Raw genomic sequence first — 23,874 nt, 5'->3', positions numbered from 1 at the left:
TTTGTTGAATGTGAGGGGCCTATGGACCGTTCGCCGCAACAAGGGGATGCCAAAGAAGGATCCTCTGAAATTTCCGAAGCTGACCTGTCGTCTCGACGGGAGAAGCTCAATCAGCTGCTGGAAGAGCGCCGCCAAAGCGAAATACGCGCAGAGGCAAAGGCGAGCCGCAGTTCGACGGCCGGCATGGCACAGGCAATGAAGCTCTCTTCGGAGTTCATTGCCGGGATCGTGGCGGGCGGCATGATTGGCTGGCTCCTGGATCAGTGGCTGGGAACGATGCCCCTCGGGCTTGTCGTTTTCATTCTGCTGGGGTTCGGTGCGGGGATTCTCAATGTGCTCAGGTCGGCCGGAGTGGTGCCTGAGCAGGGGGAGGCCTGGCGCAAGCCGGTCACACCGGGTGGGAAAGATGAAGATTCTGACGAGTCTTCGCAGGATTCTCCCCGAAAGTGACTTGACGTGACGGCGGTGCGACGACTAAGAGCCCGCGCAAACAGCGCTTTGTGAACGATAGAACGAAGGTTGACCGGTGGCGAACGATCCGATCCATCAGTTTCATATCAAGACGCTCGTCCCGATCGAGGTCGGCGGTATCGATCTGTCCTTCACCAATTCCGCCCTGTTCATGGTGGTGACGGTCATTACCGCTGCGGCGTTCCTGATTTTCTCGTCTTCCAGCCGCGGCCTGATCCCGTCCCGCTGGCAGTCCATGGCTGAACTCAGCTACGAGTTCGTGGCCGGGATGCTGCGCAACGGCGCCGGAACGGAAGGCATGCGCTTCTTCCCGCTGGTGTTCTCGCTGTTCATGTTCGTGCTGGTCGCGAACCTGCTCGGCATGTTCCCGTATTTCTACACGATCACCAGCCAGATCATCGTGACCTTCGCCCTGGCGATGCTCGTGATCCTGACGGTCACGATCTACGGCTTCGCCCGTCACGGCCTGCACTTCCTGCACCTCTTCGTTCCGGCCGGTGTGCCGGGCGCTCTGGTGCCGCTTGTTGCGCCGATCGAAGTGATCTCGTTCCTTTCCCGCCCGATCAGCCTCTCGGTTCGTCTTTTCGCGAACATGCTGGCGGGCCATATCACCCTCAAGGTGTTCGCCGGGTTCGTTGTCAGCATGAGCGCCATGGGTGCAGCTGGCATGTTCGGGGCCGTCCTCCCGCTCGGGATGACGGTGGCGCTGACGGCACTGGAGTTCCTCGTTGCGTTCCTGCAGGCGTATGTGTTCACGCTGCTGACCTGCATGTACCTCAACGACGCCCTTCATCCGTCTCACTAAACTCACCAACTCATGTGGCCGCAAAGGCCGCCTGACAACGCTGACAAACGTCAATTAGGAGCACGTGTCATGGAAGCAGAAGCAGCAAAGTTCATTGGCGCTGGTATCGCCGCTCTCGGCATGGGCCTCGTCGCCCTGGCTCTGGGTAACATCTTCTCCAACTTCCTGTCGGGCGCCCTGCGCAACCCGTCCGCTGCTGATGGCCAGTTCGGCCGTCTGGTGTTCGGCTTCGCCGTGACCGAAGCTCTGGGCATCTTCTCGCTGCTGATCGCCCTTCTGCTCCTGTTCGCCGTCTAATCGTCCCTAACGGCGTATTGGAACGAATGAGACCGGGGGCGGCGCACCTGCGCCGCCTTCCCGGTATCCGGAGGCGATAATGGCAGGCGAAACCCATACTACTGTGGACGGGCAGGTTATCCTGGACGTTCCGGCATCAGAACACGGGGCAGGTTTCCCGCCGTTCGACCCGACCCATTTTGTCTCGCAGCTGTTCTGGCTGTTCGTCACCTTCCTGGTCTTCTACTGGATCATGAAGAACGTGGCTCTGCCGCGTATCGCTGGCATTCTCGAGGACCGTCACGACCGCATCGCGGGCGACCTGTCGGAAGCCGAGCGCCTGAAGCGGGAGACCGACGAAGCCATTGCCGCTTACGAGCAGGCCCTGTCCGAAGCCCGTGCCCGTGCACGCGGCATTGCACAGGACACCCGTGAAAAGCTCAAGGCTGAAACGGATGCACGCCGCGCCACCGCCGAGCAGGGCCTTGCGGCCAAGCTGGCAGAGGCCGATGCGCATATCTCGTCCATCAAGGACAAGGCTCTGGCCCAGGTTGGTGAAATCGCCAGCGAGACATCTTCCGCCCTGGTGGAAGCTCTGATCGGTGTGGCTCCGGCCAAGGCTGAAGCAGACGCTGCCGTTCAGTCTGCGGCGAAGTAAGGAGACCGGTCATGGATGCATCATTCTGGGCACTGGTCGGCCTGATCCTGTTCTTTGTCCTGATCGCCTGGCTCGGTGTTCCGGCCAAGATCACGGCAGCGCTTGACAGCCGCGCAACCAAGATCCGCACGGATCTGGAAGAAGCCCGCAAGCTTCGTGAAGAAGCTCAGGCGCTTCTGGCTGACTATCAGCGCCGCCGTCATGAGGCGGAAGCGGAAGCTGAAGCAATCGTGGCTGAGGCCCGTGCAGAGGCAGAGCAGCTGACGCTGGAGACCACCCGGTCTCTGGAAGAGCTGATTGCCCGGCGCACCAAGTCTGCCGAAGACAAGATTGCCCAGGCCGAAGCCCATGCCATCGCGGAAGTGAAGGCAAAGGCTGCTGATCTGGCGATCGCCGCTGCTGAAAGCATGCTGGTGTCCAAGGTGACGGGTTCCGTTGCCGAGGACCTGACGGCCAAGAGCATCGAGCAGGTCAAGGCTGGCCTCAACTGAAGCCTGCCGGATCACTGATCTCATGAAAGCGGCCCCTGCGGGCCGCTTTTTTGTTGGGTAAGGTGAAGCTCAGTCCCGCACGGCAGCGGCCACGGGCCGGAATGACATGCGGTGCAGGGGGCAGGGGCCGAGCGCCGTCAGGGCGGCGGCATGGGCGGGCACGCCATAGCCCTTGTGAACGGCAAAGCCATAGCCGGGAAAAAGGCTGTCTGCCCGTTCCATCATCCGGTCACGGGTGACCTTGGCAACGATGGATGCCGCAGCAACGGCAAGGCACCGCCCGTCCCCCTTGATCAGCGCCTGCCCGTCTACCCCTAGCCCCGGCGGCACATCGCGGCCATCCACCAGGACATAGCCAGCTTTCCGGGAGAGACCCGCCACGGCCCGGCGCATCGCGTCCAGCGTTGCGGCACGGATGTTCATCCGGTCGATTGTGGCGGCCGAACTGCTGGCAACGCTGACGAAAGCCGTGGCACAGATCTCGTCATAGAGGGCATTGCGCCGGCTCTCGGTGAGTTTCTTGGAATCGTTCAGGCCCACTGGCAGGTTTGAGTAGTCGAGGATCACGGCAGCGGTGACGACCGGTCCGGCCCACGGTCCGCGCCCGGCTTCGTCCACGCCGCAAAGCGCGCCGCCGAGGCCTGCGGCATGTCCGGCTTCAAGCGCGGCATCCAGTGTGTCGCCGAATCGCAGATCAAAAAGGGAGGGGGCCTTGCTCATGGAGCGGATCGTGATGATTCCCGGCGGCAATGCAAGAGCAAGGACCTGTCCCGTAGCAGATCAGAACAGGGAGAGCTGCACGCCGCCCACCTGCGGCGGGGTGAAAAGCTCCGTGTTCAGCTTCTTGCGCCGCTGATTCAGCCCCAGCCGCTTGCAGGCGAGGCTGAAGCGCTGGCCGATCTGCTGGGCATAGGGGCCGAGCCCGCGCATCCGCTGGCCCCATTCGGCGTCATAGTCCTTGCCGCCGCGCATGGAGCGCAGGATGTTCATCACATGGCGGTAACGGTCGGGCCGGTTGCGCAGCAGCCAGTCGCGGAAGAGTTCGGACACCTCCAGCGGCAGGCGCAGCAGAATGTAACCGGCCTCGGTGGCGCCATGCTCTGCGGCGGCTTCCAGCAGTGCCTCGATCTCGCTGTCCGTAAGGGCCGGGATCACCGGCGCCATCATCACGGAAGCCGGGATGCCCGCTTCCGACAGCCCCTTCAGCGCGCCAAGACGCCGGTGCGGGGCGCTGGCGCGGGGCTCCAGCGTGCGCACCAGGTCCTTGTCGAGCGAGGTGATGGACAGCGCCACCTTGGCCAGACCCTTCTCCGCCATGCGCGACAGGATGTCCGCATCGCGCAGCACCAGCGCCGATTTGGTGACGATGGCGACCGGGTGATTGTAGGTCTCCAGCACCGTCAGGATCTCCCGCATCAGCTTGTAGCGCCGCTCGATGGGCTGGTAGGGGTCCGTGTTGGTGCCGATGGCGATGGTGCGCACCTGATAACCGGGCCGTGCCAGTTCCCGCTCCAGCAGTTCGGCTGAATTGGGCTTGGCAAAGAGCCGTGTCTCGAAGTCGAGGCCGGGGGAGAGGCCCATGAAGGCATGACTGGGCCGGGCAAAGCAGTAGATGCAGCCATGCTCGCAGCCCCGGTATGGGTTGATCGAGCGGTCGAAGGAAATGTCGGGCGAGGAATTGCGCGTGATGATGGTGCGGGCCTTTTCTTCCTGCACCGTGGTCTTCAGCGGCGGTAGATCGTCCGGCGTCTCCCAGCCATCGTCAAAGCCTTCGCGCTGCTGGCGCTCGAAGCGGCCGGGCATGTTGAGCGCGGCCCCGCGGCCGCGCCGCAGATCCTCATCGAGGCGCAATGCGGCCATGGCAGCTTCACGGGTGTCCTGTTCCGTCTGATCAATCCGCGCCATGCTTCAACGACTCTCCAATGAGAACATAAGCGGAACATTAGCTGAAAATGCAAGCCGGGCAAGGCCTCTCTCGCCAGACCCCCGAAAAGGCGCTACAACCCGTTTCATGATCAGTGTTGTCCTTGCCACACATGACAATGAAGCCCAGCTGGCGCATGCGCTGACGGCCCTTGTGCCGGGCGCGGCGGATGGCCTCGTGCGCGAGGTTCTGGTTGTGGATGGCGGCTCGTCCGACGCCACGCACAAGGTCGCGGATGCGGCCGGTTGCGAGTTCGAGGTGCTGGCGAAGGGGGAGGGTGCACGTTTCGCGCACGGAGCGGCGCTGGCGCGCAAGTCCCCCTGGCTGCTGTTTCTCAATGCCTCCACCGTGCTGGAACACGGCTGGCATCAGGACGTGCAGACATTCATCGAGCGGGTGGAGCGCTCCGGTCAGGCGAACCGCTGCGCAGCCGCTTTCCGGCTGAAGCTGGATGCCTTCGGCTTCGGGGCGCGTCTGTCCGAGTTTGGCGCGATGCTCCGCAGCCGGATGCTGGCGATGCCAAACGCGGATCAGGGGCTGCTGATTTCACGCAGGTTCTACGAGGAACTGGGCGGCCACCGGGATCTGGCCGGGATGGCGGATTTCGATCTGGTCCGCCGCATTGGCCGCAGCCGCATCCGCCTGCTGCGCAGCAGCGCCATTGCCGGGATGCCGGGCGGGGAGGCGCGGACGGGACTTCGCCGCGCCGCTGCCCGCATGGCCGTTGCCGCGCTGCGCGTGCCGCCAACCCTTGCGGCGCGGCTGCACGGCTGACCGGGATGTTTCTGCGCCTCCCAGGTGCCCGGTGCCGTCAGGCAGCAGCGGCCCTGCCGGGAAGCGGATATGTGATTGACGGGAATGTGGCACCAGCTCAACGCCGGAGTTCTATGCTCGAATGAGGCTCATTGCACTTGCGCTCGCCTTTGCTCTCGGCTTGGCTGCGGCACGCGGAGATGAGGCGCGCGATAGCTTCATCCAGTCCAACATCATTTCAACGCTTTACCACGAATTCGGCCATGCCCTTGTGGATGTGCTGAAGCTGCCGGTTCTGGGGCGGGAGGAAGATGCGGCTGACGCTCTGGCCACGCTGCTGATCCATCAGCTGTGGGAAGAGGATGCGGCGGTTACGATCGTCTATGATACGGCCTATGCCTACAGTCTGGCCCATGACGAGGCGGAGCGGGAAGGCGATGGCCCGGTCTATCACGGCCAGCACGGAACGGACCTTCAGCGCTACTACATGCTTATCTGCCATTTCTACGGCGCCAATCCGGATGAGCGCGCCGAAGTGGCACGGGAGCTGGAACTGCCCGAGGAGCGGATGGAGGACTGTCCCGATGAATGGGAGCTGATGGCTTCCTCCTGGGGCAAGGCGCTTGATGCCATCGAGAAGAAATCCGGGAACAAAGGCAAGCTGGTGCTCGTGCCGGGAAAGGGCGGCGAGCCGGCCCGCTCGCTGGTTGCGGCGGAAATCAAGGATCTCAACGCGCTTTTCAGCTTGCCGGTGACGGTGCAGGTGCGGATCGAGGAGTGCGGTGAGGCCAATGCCTTCTACTACCCGGGCGACAAGGCGATTGTCGTCTGCACCGAATATGCCGAGGATCTGGGCCGCATGTGGGACGAAGCCCCTGATGAGACACAGGACGAAACAGCCGGCACCGGGGAGTGACGGCGGCGCTCCCTGGCACGCGTCTCTCGCTGCTGGCGCAGCTTTTCAGCTGGTGCTTTTGCGCAGTGCCCGCAGGGTTTCAGCGGGTGTCTCGCCGAAGAGGTCCCGGTAGGCACCGGCGGCCCGACCGGCATGCTGCAGCCCGCAGGCCTGCATCAGCGTGGTGATATTGGCCGTTCCATCCCTGCGGCCGCGCGCGGCCATCAGGTGCTGGCGCAGCATGCTGAGCCGCCGCTCCTGAAGCGCCTGCGATATCGTCTGGTCCCGCTCGGCCTGAAAGGCGAGCTGCAAGGCGCGCAGGCTGTAGCCGCAGGCGCTGGCCAGCTCAGCGAAGTCAATGGGATCTGCCAGATGGGCATCGATGTAGTCGAGCGCCCGTGACACTTTGTGCCCGGCGCCCGCGATGTCCTGAGACGTGGCGCAAAGCCTGTCCCGCGCCGTGCCTGCATGGGTCCACAGCAGCGCATGGGTGGTGGACCAGCCCAGCCGGTTCAGCGCCTCTGCTCCGGCCAGATCGCCGCGCGGGATCTGGTCAGCCAGCCGGGCCAGCGCAAGGATTTGCGCCCCCAGCGTCCGCCCCGGCTCGCTGTCGAGCCGCAGCTGCGGATCAAAGACGATTTCCTGCGCCTCGCTCCCCGTCAGCGCGGCGAACATGTCCTCCACCGCCTGCCGCTCCAGCTTGAGGATCACCTGCCCGCAGCTGGCCTTCCAGCGCATCAGACTGGGCCGGGTGGGAGAGAGAACGGAGGCCGCGCGTGCGGCCCCGGTTGTGACCATCTGGCTGCCGATGCGCACTTCCGCACCACTGGTCAGCGGGATCTGCACCAGAAAGAACCGCTCCAGAAAGCCCGGATCAATCTCCACCTCGCCGCCATAGGCAACATAGTTGATGGAGCCGCCGGAAAAGGCGCGGCTGTTGTGGCAGGCGAAGAAGTCACGGCCATGATCGCGCGGACGCAGGCGATGGGAGCAGAAAATCCGCCCGACCTCCTCCGCCGCCTGATCCACGTCCTGCGTCGCCACCCGGGCGTGGCCGGAAAGTGGCATCTGGATCGCTTGCATCTGCATGGCTTGCACCAGCGTTTTCTGGCCCGTCCCCTCGGCTTTTTCGCTCATTCCTGGACCAGTCAGTACAAATGCTAACACCGGACAGCCGGCGAAGGGAAGCGGTAACCGGCGGTTTTTCGCGCAGCGCATGGAGCCTTTCGCCCAGCGGATAGACGGGAGGGGTCAGAAGCGCGTCTCGTAGGGGCAGGCCGGAGACAGGCATGGGGCAGGACCCCGTTACAAGTGCCGCCCGGCCCTGAGGAGAACAGCGCGCCCGCAACGGGCCAGGACGGAGAGAACCAGCATGAAGACCGCCATTGCGAACATGGTTCAGGTGAACACGGAACCCGGCATCACCCGCGCCGGAACCGGCCTTGACGACGTGGAGTGGAGCATTCTCGGCCATACCTACTGGATGAAATCCGAGGGCGAGGCCTGTTTCTCCTTTGAAACGCTGGACCCGCCCGGCACCTTCGTGCCGCCGCATGTCCATCCGACGCAGGATGAATTCATCTATGTGCTGGAAGGCCGTTTCGATCTTTATCTGGGCGGCGAGCACCATGTTGCCAATGCGGGCGATGTGGTGCGCATGCCGATGGGCATTCCGCACGGCTATTACAATCTCACCGACAAGCCCACCCGCGCCATCTTCTGGGTGTCGCCTGCCCGGCGCCTGCGCGAGCTCTTCGACAATCTGCACAATGTGGGTGATCCGGCTGAAGTGGTGCGCCGCTCAGCCCTGAGAGAGGTTCACTTCCTGCGCCCGGATGAAATGACCTTCGATCCTCTGACCCTGAAGATCTGACGGCCCCCGGCCAACGGGAAAAATCAGGCGTCCGGTGCGGCCGGAGCAGTCCGGCCCGCCGTGCGGGACAGGAGATTTCGATCATGACCAAACGCAAACAGGTCTGCGTCATCGGCGCGGGCGTGAGCGGGCTTGCCGCCGCGCATGCCTTTCAGGAGCAGGGGCATGTGGTGACCGTGCTGGAGCGCAGCCACGAGCTTGGCGGCGTCTGGGCGCCGCACCGCTCCTATCCAGGCATCCGCACCCAGAGCCCGAAGGATCTTTACCGCTACACCGATGCCGCCATGCCGGAGGGGTATCCGGAGTGGCCGTCCGGGGCGCAGGTCCATGCCTATCTGGAAAGCTATGCCAGAGAGAAGGCGCTGCTGCCGCTGATCCGGTTCAACACCAGCGTCACCGGTCTGTCCCGGCGGGACGGCGGCGGCTGGTGGGTGGAAACGGGCGAGGGCCGCACCGGCTATGATTTCGTCACCATCGCCAGCGGCGTCTTCAGCGACCGCAACGAGCTGGTGCATCCGGGCATGGATGAATTCAGGGCAGGCGGCGGGCAGATCCTGCATTCCAGCGAATACACCGACCCCGCCTTGGTGAGAGGCCGCAAGGTGGTGATCCTCGGCTTCTCCAAGTCGGCCACCGATGTGGCGGTCAATGCGGTGCAGCAAGGGGCAGCCTCCGTCACCATCGTCTATCTGGAGCCGGTCTGGCGGGTGCCCTATCACTTCGCCGGGCTGATCAACTTCAAGCGCATCCTTTATTGCCGCGCCTCGGAGGGCATGTTCCCCGGCTGGGAAATGTCCTGGGGCGAAAAGCTGCGCCATGCGCTGACCAAACCGCTGGTCTGGGCCAACTGGCGGGCGCTGGAAAGCCTGCTGACCATGCAGTTCGGGCTGAAGAAGCTTGGCATGCGGCCAAAGCAGCCGATCGAGAACGGCATTGCCTGCGGCCTGTCTCTGGCAACGGAAGGCTTCTACCCGATGCTGAAGGACGGGCGAATCAAGGCCATTCAGGGTACGATTGCGGGATACGAGCCGGGAACGGTGATCCTGTCGGCCGGAGACCGGCTGCCGGCGGATGTTGCCCTTCTGGCCGTCGGCTGGAAGATGGGCGTGCCCTTCCTGCCGCAAGAGGTGCGCCAGAAGCTGGTGGAGCCGGACGGGCAGTACAGGCTGTACCGGCTGGCGGTGAATCCGGATGTGCCCGATCTGGGCTTTGTCGGCTTCAACTCCTCCTTCGCCACGGTGCTGACCAGCGACATGGCGGCCCGCTGGCTGGTGCGCTATGCCGATGGCAAGCTGGCTCATCAGCCCTCAGGCCGTGAGATGAACAGCTGGATTGACCGGCATCTGGAATGGCGCAGGACGGTGCGCCCTGCGGCCAAGGGCTATGGCGGGCTGTGCTCTGCGCCTTATCACTTCCGCCATCTCGATGATCTGCTGGCGGACATGGGGGCGGTGCAGCGCAGGCGCGCCAACCCGCTGGCGGAAGTCTTTCTGCCGCCGGATGCGGATGCCTACCGCAGTTATCTCTCCACCGTCCCTGCCTACAGTCTGGAAACCTGAAGTGGCGTCAGGCCTGCTGCAGCTTGCCGCGCTTCAGATGCTCATCGAGGCGCGGCATGATTTCGACGAAGTTGCAGGGCATGTGGCGGTAGTCGAGCTGCCACTTGAGAATGCCGTCCCAGGCATCCTTGCAGGCGCCCGGCGAGCCCGGCAGCACGAAGATATAGGTCGCGCCCGCAACGCCCGCTGTCGCCCGTGACTGCACGGTCGAGGTGCCGATCTTCTCATAGGAAATGCGGTGGAAGACATAGGAGAAGCCTTCCATCCGCTTCTCGAACAGCGGCTCAAGGGCCTCCGGTGTCACATCGCGCCCGGTGAAACCTGTGCCGCCGGTGGTGATCACCACATCCACGGTGCTGTCCGAAATCCAGCCGCGCACGGCCTCCCGGATGGCATCGATGTCATCCGGCACGATGCGCCGGTCCGCTAGCGTGTGGCCAGCGCCCGCAATCCGCTCCACCAGCACCGTGCCCGAGCGGTCATCCTCCAGCTGCCGCGTGTCCGAAACGGTCAGCACCGCAATGCGCAGGGGGATGAAGGGGCGGCTGTCGTCGATGCGGTTCATGGCTTGGTCCTTGCGATCTTGATCTGCTGCGACAGATAGGGCGTCCGGGGCATCTGCGCCAGACGGGTCATGGGTGGGCTTGCCATCAACAAAATTGCGTCAGCAGGGCATGAGAAGAATTTTTGCTGCTTATAGGTAAGCAATATTGACGTTTTTGAACACCTGTGGTTCTGTCAGCCGATCAGACGGGCCGGATTCCAAGGCCCGCAGAACGCCGGGAAGAGACCCCCATGCTGGACTGGGAACATGTGTTCGCGACGCGCTCGAAACGGATGCGCGCTTCGGAAATCCGTGAACTTTTGAAACTGCTTGACCGCCCCGACATCATTTCCTTCGCAGGCGGCATTCCCGATCCGGCTCTCTTCCCCAAGGATGTATTTGCTGAAAGCTATGCCCGCGTGCTGACCAGCGAAGGTGCGGGCACCGCGCTGCAATATTCGGTCAGCGAGGGCAATCTGGCCCTGCGCAAGTGGCTGGTTGGCTACATGGCCAGCCTCGGCATTGCCTGCCAGGTGGAAAACATCATCATCACCTCCGGCTCCCAGCAGGGGCTGGATTATCTCGGCAAGCTGCTGCTTTCGCCGGGTGACACGGCACTGGTCAACTGGCCGACCTATCTGGGTGCGCTGCAGGCTTTCAACGCCTATGAACCGCATTATGACCGCCTGATCCCGCTCGGCAACCGCCCGGCGGAGGACTTCGTCAAGGCGGCGCAGGAGCGGGGCGGCGCGGTGAAATTCGCTTATGCTTCCGCCGATTTCGCCAACCCCACGGGCGAGACGCTGGACCGGCAGACGCGCGAACGCATCCTGGATCTGGCCGGTGAGCTGGACATTCCTGTGATCGAGGATGCCGCCTACCAGTCGCTGCGCTATGACGGCGAGCCGGTGCCGCCGATGCTGGCGCTGGACATTGCCCGCTGCGGGCACATCGATGCAGCGCGCACGATCTATTGCGGCAGCTTCTCCAAGACGCTTTCGCCCGGCCTGCGCGTGGGCTGGATCTGCGCTGCGGCCCCCGTCATCAGCCGCCTGGTGCTGATGAAGCAGGCGGCAGACCTCAACACGTCCACCATCAATCAGATGGTTCTGGCGGATGTGGCCGAACGCTATTTCGACACGCAGGTGGCCACGATCCGCAAGGCCTATCAGGCCCGCCGTGACTGCATGCTGGATGCGCTTGGCCGCCACATGCCGCAGGGCTGCAGCTGGTCACGCCCGGATGGCGGCATGTTCGTCTGGGTCACCTTGCCCGAGGGGCTGGACGGCGCGGCGCTGCTCGCCCGTTCGCTGGAAACGGTCAAGGTCGCCTTCGTGCCCGGCAAGGCCTTCTTCGCCGATGGCTCCGGCGCCAACACCCTGCGCCTCAGCTTCTCCTGCGCCAACGAGACGATGATCGAGGAAGGCATCTCCCGCCTCGGCAAGCTGATCCCGGAAGCTTGAGGGCTCAGGCTATTGTAATGGAAGAAAGGGCGGTCTGCGGGCCGCCTTTTTTATTGCAGGAGCGGAGATTAGCGGCGGTTGATGGTTATTGCCCGCCTGCTCCGGATTGCCTTCGCCAGCGCGCTTTGCAGGATTTTGGTGAAGCTGCGGCTGAAGGCTCCTAGGCGGCCGTGTGGTTCGAAGTAGTAGGACTGCTCGGGCAGATCGGCGTTAAATTCATCGCAGATCACCCAAAGCCGGATCAGCTCGTCCAGTCCAGCGCGCTTGCGCTCAATTTCGGGAACCTCGACACATGAGCGTTCCGCCGGTGGCTGCTGCGAAGTGACCGGCAGCAGGATCACTTCCGTCTGGCCCTGGTGCTTGCGCACTGCCAGCGCAACGGCGCAAGGGCGGTTCTTCCGTCCCTCTTCCTCGCCCCGTTCTGCCTGCCATGCCCAGAGATAGGGGTAGTCCCAAAGATCTCCGGGCTCGGGCAGCGGAGGAGCAGGGCGCTCAGTCATCCTTCATGCTGTCCGCAAGGGCTGTGAGCAAATCGCTGGCTTCGCTGTCTGTCAGCGAAGACACGTGAACGGCCCGGCGCGTGCCGTGCGGCGACGTCAGGCGTTCGTATTCTTCCGCTGACAGCATCACGAAACGCGGTTTGCCATGCCGCTGAATGGCAACAGGCTCCTGCGCTGCTGCAGCAAGAACGTCTCCCGTCTTGTTGGCGAGTTCCGTGGCGCTGAAGGTGCGCATGATCGATCTCCATGCTGGATATGAAAATCACCATATTAGCTAAAATGGGTATTTTCAATATATCTGGTTGGGGGAGGCGGTCATGATCTTCTGTTTGAATTGGTGCGGTCTGGGTGACATGCTCTTTTTGATTGCAATTGCGCATTGGGAGTGTTCCGGAGATCATGCGCTGCTTCTGGGTCTACATCCTCGCCGGCCGCAAGAATGGGACGGTTTATACCGGCGTGACCAACGATCTGATCCGGAGACTGCATGAGCACCAGAGTGGAACCGGTTCCCGCTTCACGGCCCGGTACTCGGTTCAGCGTCTCGTCTGGTATGAGCCGCATGGAACGGCGGAGGAAGCGATTGCCCGCGAAAAGGCGATCAAGAGCTGGCCGCGAGCCTGGAAAGTCGAGCTGATCGAAGCCACAAATCCCGAATGGTACGATCTTGGCCGGTTCCTGAATGCATGAGGCTGCGAGTTTATTCGACGGGGACTGTACCGTTGACTTGAGGGGCAAATCGCGTGGATTGGGCACGGCGTGGATGCCATGATCAAGTCATGGCATGACGAATATTTTGAGTTTTGAGCGAGTTGATTGCTTGCAGGGTTTTTATTATTTTCGATTATTATGAAATAATAATTCCAGAAGTGTTATATTCACTCCGTCATGCCATGACTTGATCATGGCATCCACTCCCTTGCCTTTCCGCTTGTGCTCAGCGGTTTTGGCTTGCGAGTTGAAGGTCTGCCCGTATGCACGAGGCACGGCATGACGAAGGCTTGGAGACTTGAGCAAGTGGGGCTTGCTGAAGGTTTCTGATGCCCACCCCAAAAAACATCAAAGGGCAGCCAGATGGCCGCCCCTTGGGCATTCACTCATCCATCGCTGAAAGTCAGCCGGCCTGCGGGCCGACGGTGACGATCAGCGGCGTCTTGCCTTCCAGAAGGCGTTTGGCGATGCGCTGGACGTCTTCGAGGGTGACCGCCTCGATCTCCGCATTGCGGCGGTCGAAATAGTCGATGCCGAGGTCCGCCAGTTTCAGGGCCACCAGCTGGGCTGCGATCTTGCCCGATGTGTCGAAGCGCAGGGCGTAGGAGCCGGTCAGGAAGCTCTTGGCCTTGTCCAGCTCTTCCTGTGTGGGCCCCTGTTCCGCCATGCGTTTGAACTGTTCCTCAATGATGCTGATGGTCTCGTCCGCCCGGTCGGCACGGGTTGCGGCCGAGGCAACAAGCAGGGCGGAATGGTCGTCCGGAGCCAGGCTGGAGCCGACACCATAGGACAGGCCGCGCTTTTCACGTACTTCCTCGAACAGCCAGGAGGTGAAGGTGCCGCCACCCAGAATGTGGTTCATCACGAAGGCTGCCTGATAGTCCGGATCATCCCGCTTCAGGCCCGGCAGACCGATGAGGATGGTGGTCTGCGGCACGTCCAGAGTGCGGGAGATGCGCTCACCTGTTTTCGGCTCCACATCCGCGACTTCCGGCAACTGGTTCTTTTCCGGCAGCTTGCCGAACACCTCGTCCAGCAGCGGGGCCAGCGTCTTTGCATCAATGGCGCCGACGACGCCAATGGCGAGCTTGTGGCGGGAGAGCAGGCGTCCGTGCAGGTCCTTGAGGTCTGCCGGGGAGAGCTTTTCCACCGTCTCCACCGTGCCGTCCCCCGGTTTGCCATAGGGGTGGCCGCCGAAGGCAGCATCACGGAAAGCCTCCGAGGCGATGGCGTCGGGATCTTCCTGCTGCTGGCGCAGCCCGGCAAGGATCTGCGACTTCACCCGCTCCACCGGCTTTTCGTCAAAGCGCGGCTCGTTGATGGCAAGGCGCAGCAGATCGAAGGCTTCATCCCGGGTGCCTGTGAGGGTGCGCAGGGTGCCGAACAGCTGATCCTTGCCGCTGTTGAAGCGGATGGAAACGGCCAGTTCCTCCAGCTTGCCCTGAAAGGCTTCGCTGTCCAGATCGCCGGCGCCTTCGTCCATGGTGCTGGCCAGAAGATTGGTGAGGCCTTCCTTGCCATCCGGGTCCTGGGCAGCCCCCCCGTCGAAGGCAAAATTCATCGAGATCATCGGCAAGGTTTCATCCTGCACCAGCCAGGCTTCGATGCCGCCGGGGCTGACAACCCTTTCGATGGTGGTTGCGCCCGCAGGCAGGGCACCCAGCACAAGAAGACCGATGCCCGCAACAGCCCGGGTGAAATGGGCCCGTGCAAAACGGGCAGGAGCAAAAAACTGCGTCATGCGCATATGTCCTTGTCAAACAAGCCGGTTCAGGACTTCTGGTCGCGGACAGAGCCGTCCGGCGACTGGCCGGGGGCGGTGAGATAGCCGGTGACCGGATCCTGCAGCAGATAATCCTGCGCCACCTTCTGGATATCAGCCGGGGTGACCGCTTCGATCTGGGCGGGCCAGGTCTGGACATCCTCGATGGTCTGGCCGCTGGTCAGTGCGGCGCCGAACAGGCGGGCGAGGGTGACCTGACTGTCCTGCGCATAAATGGCGGAGGACATGAGGGAGTGCTTGGCGCGGGCCAGTTCTTCATCCGTCACGCCATTTTCGGCAATGTCCCGGATCGTGCGCTCGAAGATGTCCTGCAGCCCTGTCAGCGTGCCATCGCCGCGCGGCGAGCCATAGACGATGAAACGGGTCGTATCGAGCGAGGTGTCGAGGTAATAGGCGCCGACGCCGATCGCGACCTGCTGCTCCAGCACCGCTTCCTTGTGCAGGCGGCTGGTCGGGCCGCCGGCGAGGATCTGGGCCAGCAGTTCAAGGGCTTCCGGCTCGCGGTCCTTGCCGGTCGCCTGGCTCGGTACCAGCCAGCTTTCGGAAACGGACGGCTGGCGGACGCGCTCATCCTCCAGATGCACGCTGCGCTTGCCGCTGAGCGGCGGCTCTGCAGGGCGGATACGCGGACCCGGCTCGGCCCGGCGCGGCAGCTTGCCATAGGTTTCCTCGGCAAGCTTGCGCACATCGGCCGCTTCCACATCGCCGGCCACCACCAGAACGGCATTGTTGGGCGTGTAGAATCGGTCATAGAAGGAGATGATGGCGTCGTGGTTCAGCGCCTCGATCTCGCTCTGCCAGCCGATCACCGGCGATCCGTAAGGATGGTTCACATAGGTGATGGCGGAAAGCGTCTCCTGCAGACGTGAGGAGGGATCGGCATCGACGCGCATGCGCCGCTCTTCCAGCACCACCTGCTGTTCCGGCTTGATCACTTCGTCGGTGAGGACGAGATTCTGCATCCGGTCCGCTTCCAGTTCCATCATGCGCGGCAGGTGCTCCTTGGCCACGCGCTGGAAATAGGCGGTGTAGTCGTTGCTGGTGAAGGCATTTTCCTGGCCGCCGATATCGGAGACGATCTTGGAAAAGATGCCGTCCGGATTGTCCTTTGTTCCCTTGAACATCAGGTGCTCAAGGAAGTGGGCAACACCGGACTGGCCGGCCGGCTCATCGGCGGCGCCCGTCTTGTACCAGATCATATGGGTGACCACCGGGGCGCGGTGATCGGGGATCACCACCACCTCAAGACCGTTGTCCAGCGTGAAGCTGGACAGGTTCGGCGCAATGACCGGCGGCGCTTCGGCCGCAGTCTGGGCAAGCGACAGGCCGGAGCCCAAAACAAGGCAGGACAGCACCGTGGCGAAGAGAAGGCCGCGCCGTCTCGCAGCGGGAAGTGTCATCTTGGGGATCTCCCGGAATGGAACAGGGCGCGAATCCGGTCGCGCCGGCAGAGGAATGCGTCGCCTGCAATATAGGCGCTGGCGTGGCCCCGGCGCCTTAAATTTTCGTCATGTAGGGAGCGGGCCAAACAGAAACGGCGGCCAATGGCCGCCGTCAGATCTCTGCCGGTTCTGCCAGCCTCAGAAGAGGCAGCTTTCTTTCGGCGTAGGGGTGCAGTTCGGCTTGATGCGCGCGCCGTCCATTTCCGCCTGCTTGCGGTCCTGGATCTGCTGGCGGTCGTTCGGCATCGCCAGCGGTGCATTGCCGGCAGGCGTCGAATAGGCGATCGGCGGCTCCACCAGGTAGCGGCGGACAGGCTTGCCATCGGGACCAAACAGATCCGACGTGTCGACACGCGTCAGCGGCCCCTGGCTCTGCTTCTTCATTTCGGCCGGCGTCATGCGGGCGCCGTCCATGATCTCGCCATCGCGCACATCGGCAGCGGTCTTGGCCTGACGCTGTGCGCCGGTAATCTGCACGCCGCGCATCTGTTCGGGGGTCAGCAACTCGCCATCGCTGCCGCGGCCGGGCTGTGCATAGACAGCGCGCACTTCCTGCAGTGACTTGTCTTCCTTCGTCGGCCAGTTGGCCGCTGTCTCGGTCACCGGCTTTTCAGGCTGAGGCAACTGGTCCAGCTTGGCCGGCATGGCCAGCGGCGCACGCGGCTTGTATTCGATCGGCTTGGCCTGCGGATCGACCGCGCCAATGCCTTCCATGATCTTGCGGACGGCGACCTTGTCGACGGCTTCCTGCTCGCCATAGGAGTTTGTCACGCAGCCAGCCGCCAGAGCGCCCAGCATGACAGCAGATACGACACCACGCAGCCCGCCGAGGCTTACGGTCCGGGAACTTGCCAGAGAAAACTTGAACCGCACGTAACCTATCCCGTTTCCTGTGAGCGCAAGGCTGCAAAGGCGGCTTCAGGCCTGCCCGCTCGCACTCGCTGTCCCAATTATCCCGCTTTGCGGCCTTTAGAACCGCCCTTTGAGGCTTTATTGGGGCTTCCTCGCCAACCGTCATACAGGAGAGCAGCCACTCCGGCAACGATTGCAGCATCCGCAATGTTGAAGACATACCACGAGAAGCTGCCGAAGTGGATGTGGAGAAAGTCGTAAACCGCGCCATAGGCGAAACGGTCAACCCCATTGCCAAGCGCGCCGCCGATGATCAGCGCCAGGCTCACTCCGGCAAACTTGCTGGTGCTGCGCACCGCCCAGACCCACAGCGCAATGGCTGCCAGAACGGTGAAGATGGCGAGGGCCCAGCGGCCCAGATCCGTTTCCTGCTGCAAAAGCCCGTAGGAAATGCCCCGGTTCCAGACGGTGACGAGCTCCAGGAACGGCAGCAGATCCATGTTGCCCTGCCGGGGCAGGTCATAGACGAACAGCAGCCACAGCTTGCTCACCTGATCGGCAGCAAAGATGATGGCGGCAATCACCGCCACCATCCGGCTGAGCGGCCCCCACAGCCATCTGCGGGTAAAACCTGACGGGGGAGCCACCTTGCTCATGCTTCGTCCTTCACCGTTTCCAACTGAAGCAACCGTCAGGCTGCCGTGTGGGCTGCGTCCCATTCACGCAGGGCCGCGGCATCGCGCAGGGTCACGTCCGGATAGTCCGGATCAGACCCCACCTCCGGAAGGATCTTCCACGAGCGGGCACATTTCGTGCCCTGTGCAAGGCCCGGCACCACGGCCACGCCCTTCACGTCATCCAGCGTGAAGGCGCCTTCCGGTGCTGCCTCACCGGTGAGCGTGAGCTGGCTGGTGATGCAGACATCCGCCATGTCCGTACCGGCAAGGGCCGCCATCAGCTCTGCGTCGGTGACATGCACCACCGGATGGGCTTCCAGCGACGAGCCGATGCGCTTCTCGCGGCGCTCGATTTCAAGAGCGCCGGTGATGACGCGGCGGACTTCGCGGATCTTCTCCCACTTTGCCGCCAGCGCTTCATTGCGCCAGTTTGCCGGAACGGCGGGGAACTGCTGCAGATGCACCGAGCTGTCCTCGCCCGGATGACGGGCCAGCCAGCTTTCCTCCATGGTGAAGGGCAGCATCGGCGCCATCCAGGTGACAAGGCAGGTGAACAGCTGCTCCACCACCTGCAGGGCGGCCTTGCGGCGTACCGAAGAGGCCGGGTCGCAGTAGAGCGTGTCCTTGCGCACGTCGAAATAGAAGGCCGACAGCTCCACCGTCATGAAGGTGAAGAGGTGGTGGAAGACCTTCTTGTAGTCGAAGTCCTCGTAGCCCTTGCGCACGAGGGCATCCAGCTCGGCGAGGCGGTGCAGCATCAGCTGCTCCAGCTCCGGCATGTCCTTGAGCGCGATTTCCTCGCCGGTGGCATGGGCCAGGGTGCCCAGCATCCAGCGCAGGGTGTTGCGCAGCTTGCGGTAGCTGTCCACCGAGGTCTTGAGGATCTCCGGCCCGATGCGCTGGTCTTCGGCATAGTCGCCGGAGGCCACCCACAGGCGCAGGATGTCGGCGCCATACTGCTTGATCACGTCCTGCGGGAACACCTGATTGCCCAGGGACTTGGACATCTTGCGCCCGTCCTCGGCCATGGTGAAGCCGTGGGTCAGCACCGCGTCATAAGGCGCGTGGCCACGGGTGCCGCAGCTTTCCAGCAGCGAGGAATGGAACCAGCCGCGATGCTGGTCCGAGCCCTCGAGATAGAGCACGTAGTCTTCGCCGCCATCAACCTTGCGCTTCGGGCTGAGATCGGGGCGCTTCTCCAGGCAGAAGGCATGGGTGGAGCCGCTGTCGAACCAGACATCCAGGATGTCGTCGACCTTGACCCACTCATCGGCCTTGTAGTCCGCACCCAGGAACCGCTCCTTGGCCCCTTCGGCGAACCACACATCCGCGCCTTCCGCCTTGAAGGCCTCGAAGATGCGGGCATTGACGGCTTCGTCCTTCAGCACTTCCGCCGTGTCCTTGTGGATGAACACGGTGATCGGCACGCCCCAGGCACGCTGGCGCGAGAGCACCCAGTCCGGGCGGCCCGCAATCATGGAGCGCAGGCGGTTCTGGCCGGAGGCGGGCACGAAGCGGGTTTCGTCGATGGCCTTCAGCGCGCGGCTGCGCAGCGTGTCGCCCGGGCCGTCCAGTGCACGGTCCATGTAGACGAACCACTGCGGCGTGTTGCGGAAGATCACCGGCTTCTTCGAGCGCCAGGAATGCGGATACTGGTGCTTGAGGCGGCCAAGGCCGATCAGCGCGCCCGCTTCCTTCAGCTTCTCGATATTGGCCTTGTTGGCCGTGCCCTTCTCACCCTTGTGGGTGATGACCTGATGGCCCTCAAAGCCCGGTGCATCCTTGGTATAGAAGCCGTCATCGGCGACGGTGAAGGGGATGGCCCACTTCTGGCGGGTTTCCTCAATGAGTTCTTTGCCGCCCACGGCCTCCGCAGCTGCGATATCCTTCTGGGCATAAGTCATCCAGATCTCGAAGTCATCGGCGCCGTGACTGGGCGCGGTGTGGACAAAGCCCGTACCGGCGTCATCGGTGACGTGATCACCATCGAGCAGCGGCACATCGAACTGATAGCCGCCAAGCTCCAGATCCCGGTAGGGATGGGCGCAGGTCATGGCTGCCAGTTCGTCGGCAGTAACCGGCCGGACAAGCGTGAAGTCGGTGATGCGGGCGTTCTTGAAGACATCGGCGGCCAGCTTGTCCGCAAGGATCAGCTTGTCGCCCTTCTGCACCCAGTTGTCATCCGCAAGGCCGTCCTGCGTCACCTCATAAAGGCCGTAGGAGATGGCCGAAGAATAGGAGATGGCGCGGTTGCCGGGGATGGTCCAGGGGGTGGTTGTCCAGATGACAACGGCGGCGTCCAGCAGGTCCTCGGCGGCTGCCTCGTCCAGGCTGCCAGCCTCGATCACCGGGAACTTCACCCAGATCATGTCGGACTGATAGTCGTGATACTCGATCTCGGCTTCGGCCAGCGCGGTGTTTTCCACCACGGACCACATCACCGGCTTGGAGCCGCGGTAGAGCTGGCCCGAGGTGGCGAATTTCATCAGCTCGGAAGCGATCACCGCTTCGGCTTCGAAATTCATGGTCAGATACGGGTTCTCCCAGTCGCCCTCGAGGCCGAGGCGGCGGAATTCCTCGCGCTGGATGCCGACCCAATGCTCCGCATAGCTGCGGCATTCCTGGCGGAAGGCGATCATCGCGGCGGAATTCTTCAGGTCCGGCTTCTGCTTGCCCTTGGAGCGGTAGTTTTCCTCCTCGATCTTCCACTCGATCGGCAGGCCGTGGCAGTCCCAGCCCGGAACATAGTTGCTGTCGAAGCCCATCATCTGCATGGAGCGGGTGACGATGTCCTTCAGCGTCTTGTTCAGCGCGTGGCCGATGTGGATGTTGCCGTTGGCATAGGGAGGGCCATCATGCAGCAGGAACTTGCGGCGGCCGGCAGAGGCGGTGCGCAGGCGCTTGTAAAGGTCCATCGCCTTCCAGCGCGCGATGATTTCCGGCTCCTTCTGCGGCAGGCCGGCGCGCATCGGGAAATCGGTCTCGGGCAGGTTCAGCGTTGTGGAATAGTCACGGGCAGTCGTTTCGGTCATTGCATGCAATCCGCAAAAATCAGGAAGGGCAAGGCGGGCGCCTTGCCAACTGTCAGGGGAGGCGGCCATGCCGCGTCCCGCCACGAAGGGATCCCGGTCCCTCGGCGCGCCATCGCGTCAGCCGAAGGCCGGGCAGCTAATTCGTGAAATCGCGGGGCCGGAAAGGCATCCGGCAGGAAGAATGACTGTCATGGCCGCTCTAGTACCAGTCAAAAGCCTCTGAATAAAGCGGCAAATGCTGGAATCACAGCCGGGTCAAATTCACTCGAACAATAGGCAAGCAGGCCCATCGGATGACGGGCCTGCTCCGGTCGTAAGGATCAGCGGTCTGGACGCGGCGGCTTGTCAAGCTGGCTTCCCCGAATGATGCGGGCCAGTTCCCGCTTGTCATTGATCCAGTCTCGCGGATCGGATGCGCCGGCAACCAGCTCCTCCCGCGGACTGATCCAGCCGTCTCCACCGCAAAATCCACAGCGTTCCGAGTATGGCATGGCCATCTCCTGCATTTTGCTCCGCTCATAGAAGTCCTTGAGCGGATGCGCGCCGGATCTGTGCGGAAAGACCATCACGATACCCGTCCCATGGCATTCCGGACATTCATGTCCTGGGCCCTGATGCCTGGTGTCAGGATGGCGCGGGTCGTTACGGCCCATGGCTCAGCCTCCCCGTTCCACCTCCTCCCGGATCTCCTGGACGCTACGGTCTGGATTGCGGCGCTTTTCCTCAACCACGCGCTGCTGGAGTTCAGCTTCACGTTCGGCGTTGGCCTGTTGTGCCTGAGCCTCCCGCATCCCGTGGTAGGCCTCCACGGCTTCATTGATCTTTTCACCGATCTTCTCGCCTGCCTGGAGAGCGCCTTCCATCGCGCCGCCGACAAGTCCTTTTGCAGCCTCACCAGTTGCCTTGCTGATATTGCTCATGTTTATCTCCCATGTTTGCTTGCAGGTTCTTCGTTTTTTTAAAAGTAACCCTGCGGAAGCTATTGATGGGAAAATTTCACAAAAGTGAATTGATCTGGATCAAATTACCAGAACAATTCCCGGTTGAGATGTTTGAAAATGCCGCTTCAGGGCGGAGGTCTCAGCCCTGTGCCGCCCTGCGCCGTTCCCGGTGGGCAATGTAGATGCCGCTGGCAACGATCAGCGCGATGCCGGCCCAGGTCATCAGATCAGGAAAGTCGCCGAAGACCAGAAAGCCGAACAGGGTGGCGCTGACGATTTCCAGATAGTTGAACGGAGCAATGACCGACGCTGGCGCCAGGGCCAGAGCCTTCACGATCAACCCGTGCGACACAAAGGAAATGGCTCCGATGGCAAAGAGCAGCGACATTTCGATGCTGTTGGGCATGGCCACGATAATGCCCGTCGTCTCCACGCCAAAAGCGGCAATCACCGCAATGACGATGGCCAGCGTCAGGCCGCCCCCCAGCGAAGTCGTGAACTGCATGGACAGCATGCTGTCCTCACCCGCCAGAATGCGGGTCGTCAGCAGGTAAAGCGCAAACAGGCAGGCGGTGACCATCGGCAGCAGTGCGGCCGCGCCAAAGGCATCAAAGCCCGGGCGGATGATCATGATCGCCCCGATCAGCCCCACCACCACGGCCGCCCAGCGGCGCGGGCCGACTTGCTCCTTCAGGAAAATGGCGGAAAGAGCGGTCAGTACCATCGGCTGGATGAAGAAGATGGCAATCGCATCGGCAACCGGCATCACCTTCAAGGCAGTAAAGAAGGCGAAGGTGGCGCCGGCCAGAAAAATGCCGCGCAGCATGTTGATGCCCCAGCGCTTCGGCATCAGGGTGCGCAAGCCGCCGGTCATCATCAATGCGCCGAGCAGGGTAAAGACAGCCTGGAAGAAGAAACGCCCGAAGCCGATGAGCAGCGGCGCGACCGTGGCAGACAGGTATTTCGCCACCGTGTCCATGCCTGGCACGATGATCATCGCCAGAGTCATCAGCAGGATGCCCTGCAGAATATCGGCCTTGCTTGAAATCCGGCTGGCAGGCGAGGGTGCGCCCGTCATGACAGGGGCACGGCGCCAAGCGCCAGATCGAGGGCCGACAGGGGTTGTATGCTGGCAAGGGCCGCGCGGGCTTCGGCGCTGTCCCGGTCCATCTGCGCAATCAGTGCCGCGCTGCTGTCAAAGCGCTCCTCGGCCCGCAGGTAGGAGACGAATCGCACCCGCAGCGTCTTGCCATAGAGATCGCCGGAAAAATCGAACAGGAACACTTCCAGCAGTGGCGCCCCATTGTCGAAGGTCGGGCGGCGGCCGAAACTGGCAACGCCGTCATGGCGCTGGCCGTCCACTTCGACCCGCACCGCATAGATGCCGTGCTTCAGCGTGCAATCATCGGCAAGGCGCAGGTTGGCGGTGGGATAGCCGAGATCGCGGCCGCGCTTTTCGCCATGGCGCACCTCGGCCTCGGCAAACCAGCGGTAGCCAAGCAGGCCGTTGGCCAGTGCCAGATCCCCTTCTGCAAGGGCTGCACGGATGCGGGAAGAGGAAATGACTTCGCCGCTCTCGTCATTTTCCGCCGTAACGATGGTGACGCCAAAGCCGTGCTTTTCGCCGGAGGCACGCAGGAAGTCCGGCGTGCCGGCCCGGCCCTTGCCGAAGTGGAAATCATAGCCGGTGACCGCGTGGCGGATGCCGAGGGCGCCGATCAGGATTTCCTCGACGAAACGCTCTGCCTCAAGGCTGGCGAAATCGCGGGTGAAGGGCAGCACGATCAGCCCGTCGAGGCCAAGCGCTTCCATCACCTCCGCCTTCACATGGGCGGGCGTCAGACGGAAGAGCGGCACATGCGGGGCAAAGACCGAACGGGGATGCGGCTCGAACGTCATGGCAATGACAGGCCGTCCGTGGCCGTGTGCTTCATCAATCGCCGCCTGCAGTACGGCCCTGTGGCCCCGGTGCACACCATCAAAGTTGCCAATGGCAACGGCGCTGCTCTTGAGGTGCGCCGGTAACGAGGCCAGATCCTCGACAACTGAGAAAGGCGTAACGGTCATCAGAGATGAGAACCTGCGGGCTGGACTGCAGGCTGATCTGCAGCAGACATGAAACATGCGGCCTGACGCGTGGAAAATGCCTGCGTCAGGATTTGCCGGACCCTGCCGTTTTCACGGCCTTTCGTCAAGCGCACTTTGGCCGCCGTCCGTGCTGTCT

At 62.8% G+C, this 23,874-nt stretch carries 26 protein-coding genes; 11 read left to right on the top strand and 15 right to left on the bottom strand.

Annotated elements, in window-relative coordinates:
- The first annotated feature begins 21 nt into the window (after nt 1-21).
- From ACVNHC_RS02260 to ACVNHC_RS02240, 5 genes are all read left to right on the top strand, one after another.
- Complete coding sequence (locus ACVNHC_RS02260) at nt 22-450, top strand: AtpZ/AtpI family protein (protein ID WP_122519391.1); 429 nt, start codon at nt 22-24, stop codon at nt 448-450.
- A 76-nt stretch (nt 451-526) separates the two neighbouring features.
- Nucleotides 527-1,276, top strand: a complete 750-nt coding sequence (locus ACVNHC_RS02255; protein WP_050472015.1) for a F0F1 ATP synthase subunit A — start codon at nt 527-529, stop codon at nt 1,274-1,276.
- Nucleotides 1,277-1,345: 69 nt separating this feature from the next.
- Complete coding sequence (locus ACVNHC_RS02250) at nt 1,346-1,573, top strand: F0F1 ATP synthase subunit C (RefSeq protein WP_019963171.1); 228 nt, start codon at nt 1,346-1,348, stop codon at nt 1,571-1,573.
- Between the two features lie 79 nt (nt 1,574-1,652).
- Nucleotides 1,653-2,210, top strand: coding sequence for a F0F1 ATP synthase subunit B (locus ACVNHC_RS02245; RefSeq protein ID WP_019963170.1), 558 nt, complete (start codon nt 1,653-1,655; stop codon nt 2,208-2,210).
- 11 nt (nt 2,211-2,221) lie between these two features.
- Complete coding sequence (locus ACVNHC_RS02240; protein ID WP_457166325.1) at nt 2,222-2,701, top strand: F0F1 ATP synthase subunit B family protein; 480 nt, start codon at nt 2,222-2,224, stop codon at nt 2,699-2,701.
- Nucleotides 2,702-2,770: 69 nt separating this feature from the next.
- Here ACVNHC_RS02240 and ACVNHC_RS02235 read toward each other — a convergent pair whose 3' ends face one another.
- Together ACVNHC_RS02235 and ACVNHC_RS02230 are read right to left on the bottom strand one after the other, a co-directional pair.
- Nucleotides 2,771-3,421 (bottom strand): ribonuclease HII, encoded by a 651-nt coding sequence (locus ACVNHC_RS02235; protein ID WP_457166324.1) that lies wholly within the window; start codon nt 3,419-3,421, stop codon nt 2,771-2,773.
- A gap of 60 nt (nt 3,422-3,481) precedes the next feature.
- Entirely contained in the window at nt 3,482-4,606 is a 1,125-nt protein-coding gene (locus ACVNHC_RS02230) for a PA0069 family radical SAM protein (RefSeq protein ID WP_186415261.1), read from the bottom strand.
- A gap of 106 nt (nt 4,607-4,712) precedes the next feature.
- On the opposite strand from ACVNHC_RS02230, the gene ACVNHC_RS02225 reads away from it, so the two are divergent.
- Both ACVNHC_RS02225 and ACVNHC_RS02220 read left to right on the top strand, forming a co-directional pair.
- Complete coding sequence (locus tag ACVNHC_RS02225; protein ID WP_050472012.1) at nt 4,713-5,399, top strand: glycosyltransferase; 687 nt, start codon at nt 4,713-4,715, stop codon at nt 5,397-5,399.
- 121 nt (nt 5,400-5,520) lie between these two features.
- Nucleotides 5,521-6,294, top strand: a complete 774-nt coding sequence (locus ACVNHC_RS02220) for a DUF4344 domain-containing metallopeptidase (RefSeq protein ID WP_457166323.1) — start codon at nt 5,521-5,523, stop codon at nt 6,292-6,294.
- Between the two features lie 45 nt (nt 6,295-6,339).
- Here ACVNHC_RS02220 and ACVNHC_RS02215 read toward each other — a convergent pair whose 3' ends face one another.
- Nucleotides 6,340-7,410, bottom strand: a complete 1,071-nt coding sequence (locus ACVNHC_RS02215) for an AraC family transcriptional regulator (protein WP_050472009.1) — start codon at nt 7,408-7,410, stop codon at nt 6,340-6,342.
- Nucleotides 7,411-7,645: 235 nt separating this feature from the next.
- Between ACVNHC_RS02215 and ACVNHC_RS02210 the strand changes: the two genes are divergently transcribed.
- A complete protein-coding gene (locus ACVNHC_RS02210; RefSeq protein ID WP_082205842.1) occupies nt 7,646-8,146 on the top strand; it encodes a cupin domain-containing protein in 501 nt (166 codons plus the stop codon).
- A gap of 83 nt (nt 8,147-8,229) precedes the next feature.
- Entirely contained in the window at nt 8,230-9,705 is a 1,476-nt protein-coding gene (locus ACVNHC_RS02205) for a flavin-containing monooxygenase (protein ID WP_457166322.1), read from the top strand.
- 7 nt (nt 9,706-9,712) lie between these two features.
- On the opposite strand, the gene moaB is transcribed toward ACVNHC_RS02205, so the two are convergent.
- On the bottom strand, nt 9,713-10,270 hold the full coding sequence (gene moaB / locus ACVNHC_RS02200) for a molybdenum cofactor biosynthesis protein B (RefSeq protein WP_457166321.1): 558 nt from the start codon (nt 10,268-10,270) through the stop codon (nt 9,713-9,715).
- 230 nt (nt 10,271-10,500) lie between these two features.
- Here moaB and ACVNHC_RS02195 point away from each other — a divergent pair, with 230 nt between their 5' ends.
- Nucleotides 10,501-11,712: an aminotransferase-like domain-containing protein gene (locus tag ACVNHC_RS02195; RefSeq protein WP_457166320.1), complete on the top strand. Its 1,212-nt coding sequence runs from the start codon at nt 10,501-10,503 to the stop codon at nt 11,710-11,712.
- A 68-nt stretch (nt 11,713-11,780) separates the two neighbouring features.
- Here the strand turns inward: ACVNHC_RS02195 and ACVNHC_RS02190 are convergent, their stop codons facing one another.
- Both ACVNHC_RS02190 and ACVNHC_RS02185 read right to left on the bottom strand, forming a co-directional pair.
- The gene (locus ACVNHC_RS02190) at nt 11,781-12,212 is read right to left on the bottom strand and encodes a hypothetical protein (RefSeq protein ID WP_058897850.1); all 432 of its coding nucleotides are present in this window, start codon (nt 12,210-12,212) and stop codon (nt 11,781-11,783) included.
- Nucleotides 12,205-12,447: a type II toxin-antitoxin system Phd/YefM family antitoxin gene (locus ACVNHC_RS02185; RefSeq protein WP_123193634.1), complete on the bottom strand. Its 243-nt coding sequence runs from the start codon at nt 12,445-12,447 to the stop codon at nt 12,205-12,207. The genes ACVNHC_RS02190 and ACVNHC_RS02185 overlap by 8 nt, the downstream gene beginning before the upstream one ends.
- Nucleotides 12,448-12,611: 164 nt before the next feature.
- On the opposite strand from ACVNHC_RS02185, the gene ACVNHC_RS02180 reads away from it, so the two are divergent.
- Nucleotides 12,612-12,902 carry a GIY-YIG nuclease family protein gene (locus ACVNHC_RS02180; RefSeq protein ID WP_019963157.1) on the top strand — a complete coding sequence of 97 codons (291 nt, stop codon included), beginning with the start codon at nt 12,612-12,614 and terminating at the stop codon, nt 12,900-12,902.
- Nucleotides 12,903-13,326: 424 nt separating this feature from the next.
- Here ACVNHC_RS02180 and ACVNHC_RS02175 read toward each other — a convergent pair whose 3' ends face one another.
- The 9 genes from ACVNHC_RS02175 to ACVNHC_RS02135 all read right to left on the bottom strand — a co-directional run bounded on the left by ACVNHC_RS02175 (nt 13,327) and on the right by ACVNHC_RS02135 (nt 23,717).
- On the bottom strand, nt 13,327-14,664 hold the full coding sequence (locus tag ACVNHC_RS02175; RefSeq protein ID WP_457166319.1) for a M16 family metallopeptidase: 1,338 nt from the start codon (nt 14,662-14,664) through the stop codon (nt 13,327-13,329).
- A 29-nt stretch (nt 14,665-14,693) separates the two neighbouring features.
- Nucleotides 14,694-16,106 (bottom strand): M16 family metallopeptidase, encoded by a 1,413-nt coding sequence (locus ACVNHC_RS02170; protein ID WP_174235450.1) that lies wholly within the window; start codon nt 16,104-16,106, stop codon nt 14,694-14,696.
- 180 nt (nt 16,107-16,286) lie between these two features.
- Nucleotides 16,287-17,021: a hypothetical protein gene (locus ACVNHC_RS02165; protein WP_457166318.1), complete on the bottom strand. Its 735-nt coding sequence runs from the start codon at nt 17,019-17,021 to the stop codon at nt 16,287-16,289.
- A gap of 77 nt (nt 17,022-17,098) precedes the next feature.
- On the bottom strand, nt 17,099-17,593 hold the full coding sequence (gene lspA / locus ACVNHC_RS02160; protein WP_082205841.1) for a signal peptidase II: 495 nt from the start codon (nt 17,591-17,593) through the stop codon (nt 17,099-17,101).
- A 98-nt stretch (nt 17,594-17,691) separates the two neighbouring features.
- The gene (gene ileS, locus ACVNHC_RS02155; protein ID WP_457166317.1) at nt 17,692-20,709 is read right to left on the bottom strand and encodes an isoleucine--tRNA ligase; all 3,018 of its coding nucleotides are present in this window, start codon (nt 20,707-20,709) and stop codon (nt 17,692-17,694) included.
- Nucleotides 20,710-21,029: 320 nt separating this feature from the next.
- Nucleotides 21,030-21,362, bottom strand: a complete 333-nt coding sequence (locus ACVNHC_RS02150) for a hypothetical protein (RefSeq protein ID WP_457166316.1) — start codon at nt 21,360-21,362, stop codon at nt 21,030-21,032.
- Nucleotides 21,363-21,365: 3 nt separating this feature from the next.
- Complete coding sequence (locus ACVNHC_RS02145) at nt 21,366-21,629, bottom strand: hypothetical protein (RefSeq protein ID WP_058897844.1); 264 nt, start codon at nt 21,627-21,629, stop codon at nt 21,366-21,368.
- 160 nt (nt 21,630-21,789) lie between these two features.
- Nucleotides 21,790-22,728 (bottom strand): DMT family transporter, encoded by a 939-nt coding sequence (locus tag ACVNHC_RS02140; RefSeq protein WP_186393166.1) that lies wholly within the window; start codon nt 22,726-22,728, stop codon nt 21,790-21,792.
- The gene (locus ACVNHC_RS02135) at nt 22,725-23,717 is read right to left on the bottom strand and encodes a bifunctional riboflavin kinase/FAD synthetase (protein ID WP_457166315.1); all 993 of its coding nucleotides are present in this window, start codon (nt 23,715-23,717) and stop codon (nt 22,725-22,727) included. Before ACVNHC_RS02135 ends, ACVNHC_RS02140 begins: the two co-directional genes overlap by 4 nt.
- Between the last annotated feature and the right edge of the window lie 157 nt (nt 23,718-23,874).

This window comes from Pannonibacter sp. Q-1 (assembly GCF_054073275.1).
The sequence above is the reverse complement of the archived record's forward strand: the minus strand, read 5'-3'. Positions and strand labels throughout refer to the sequence as shown.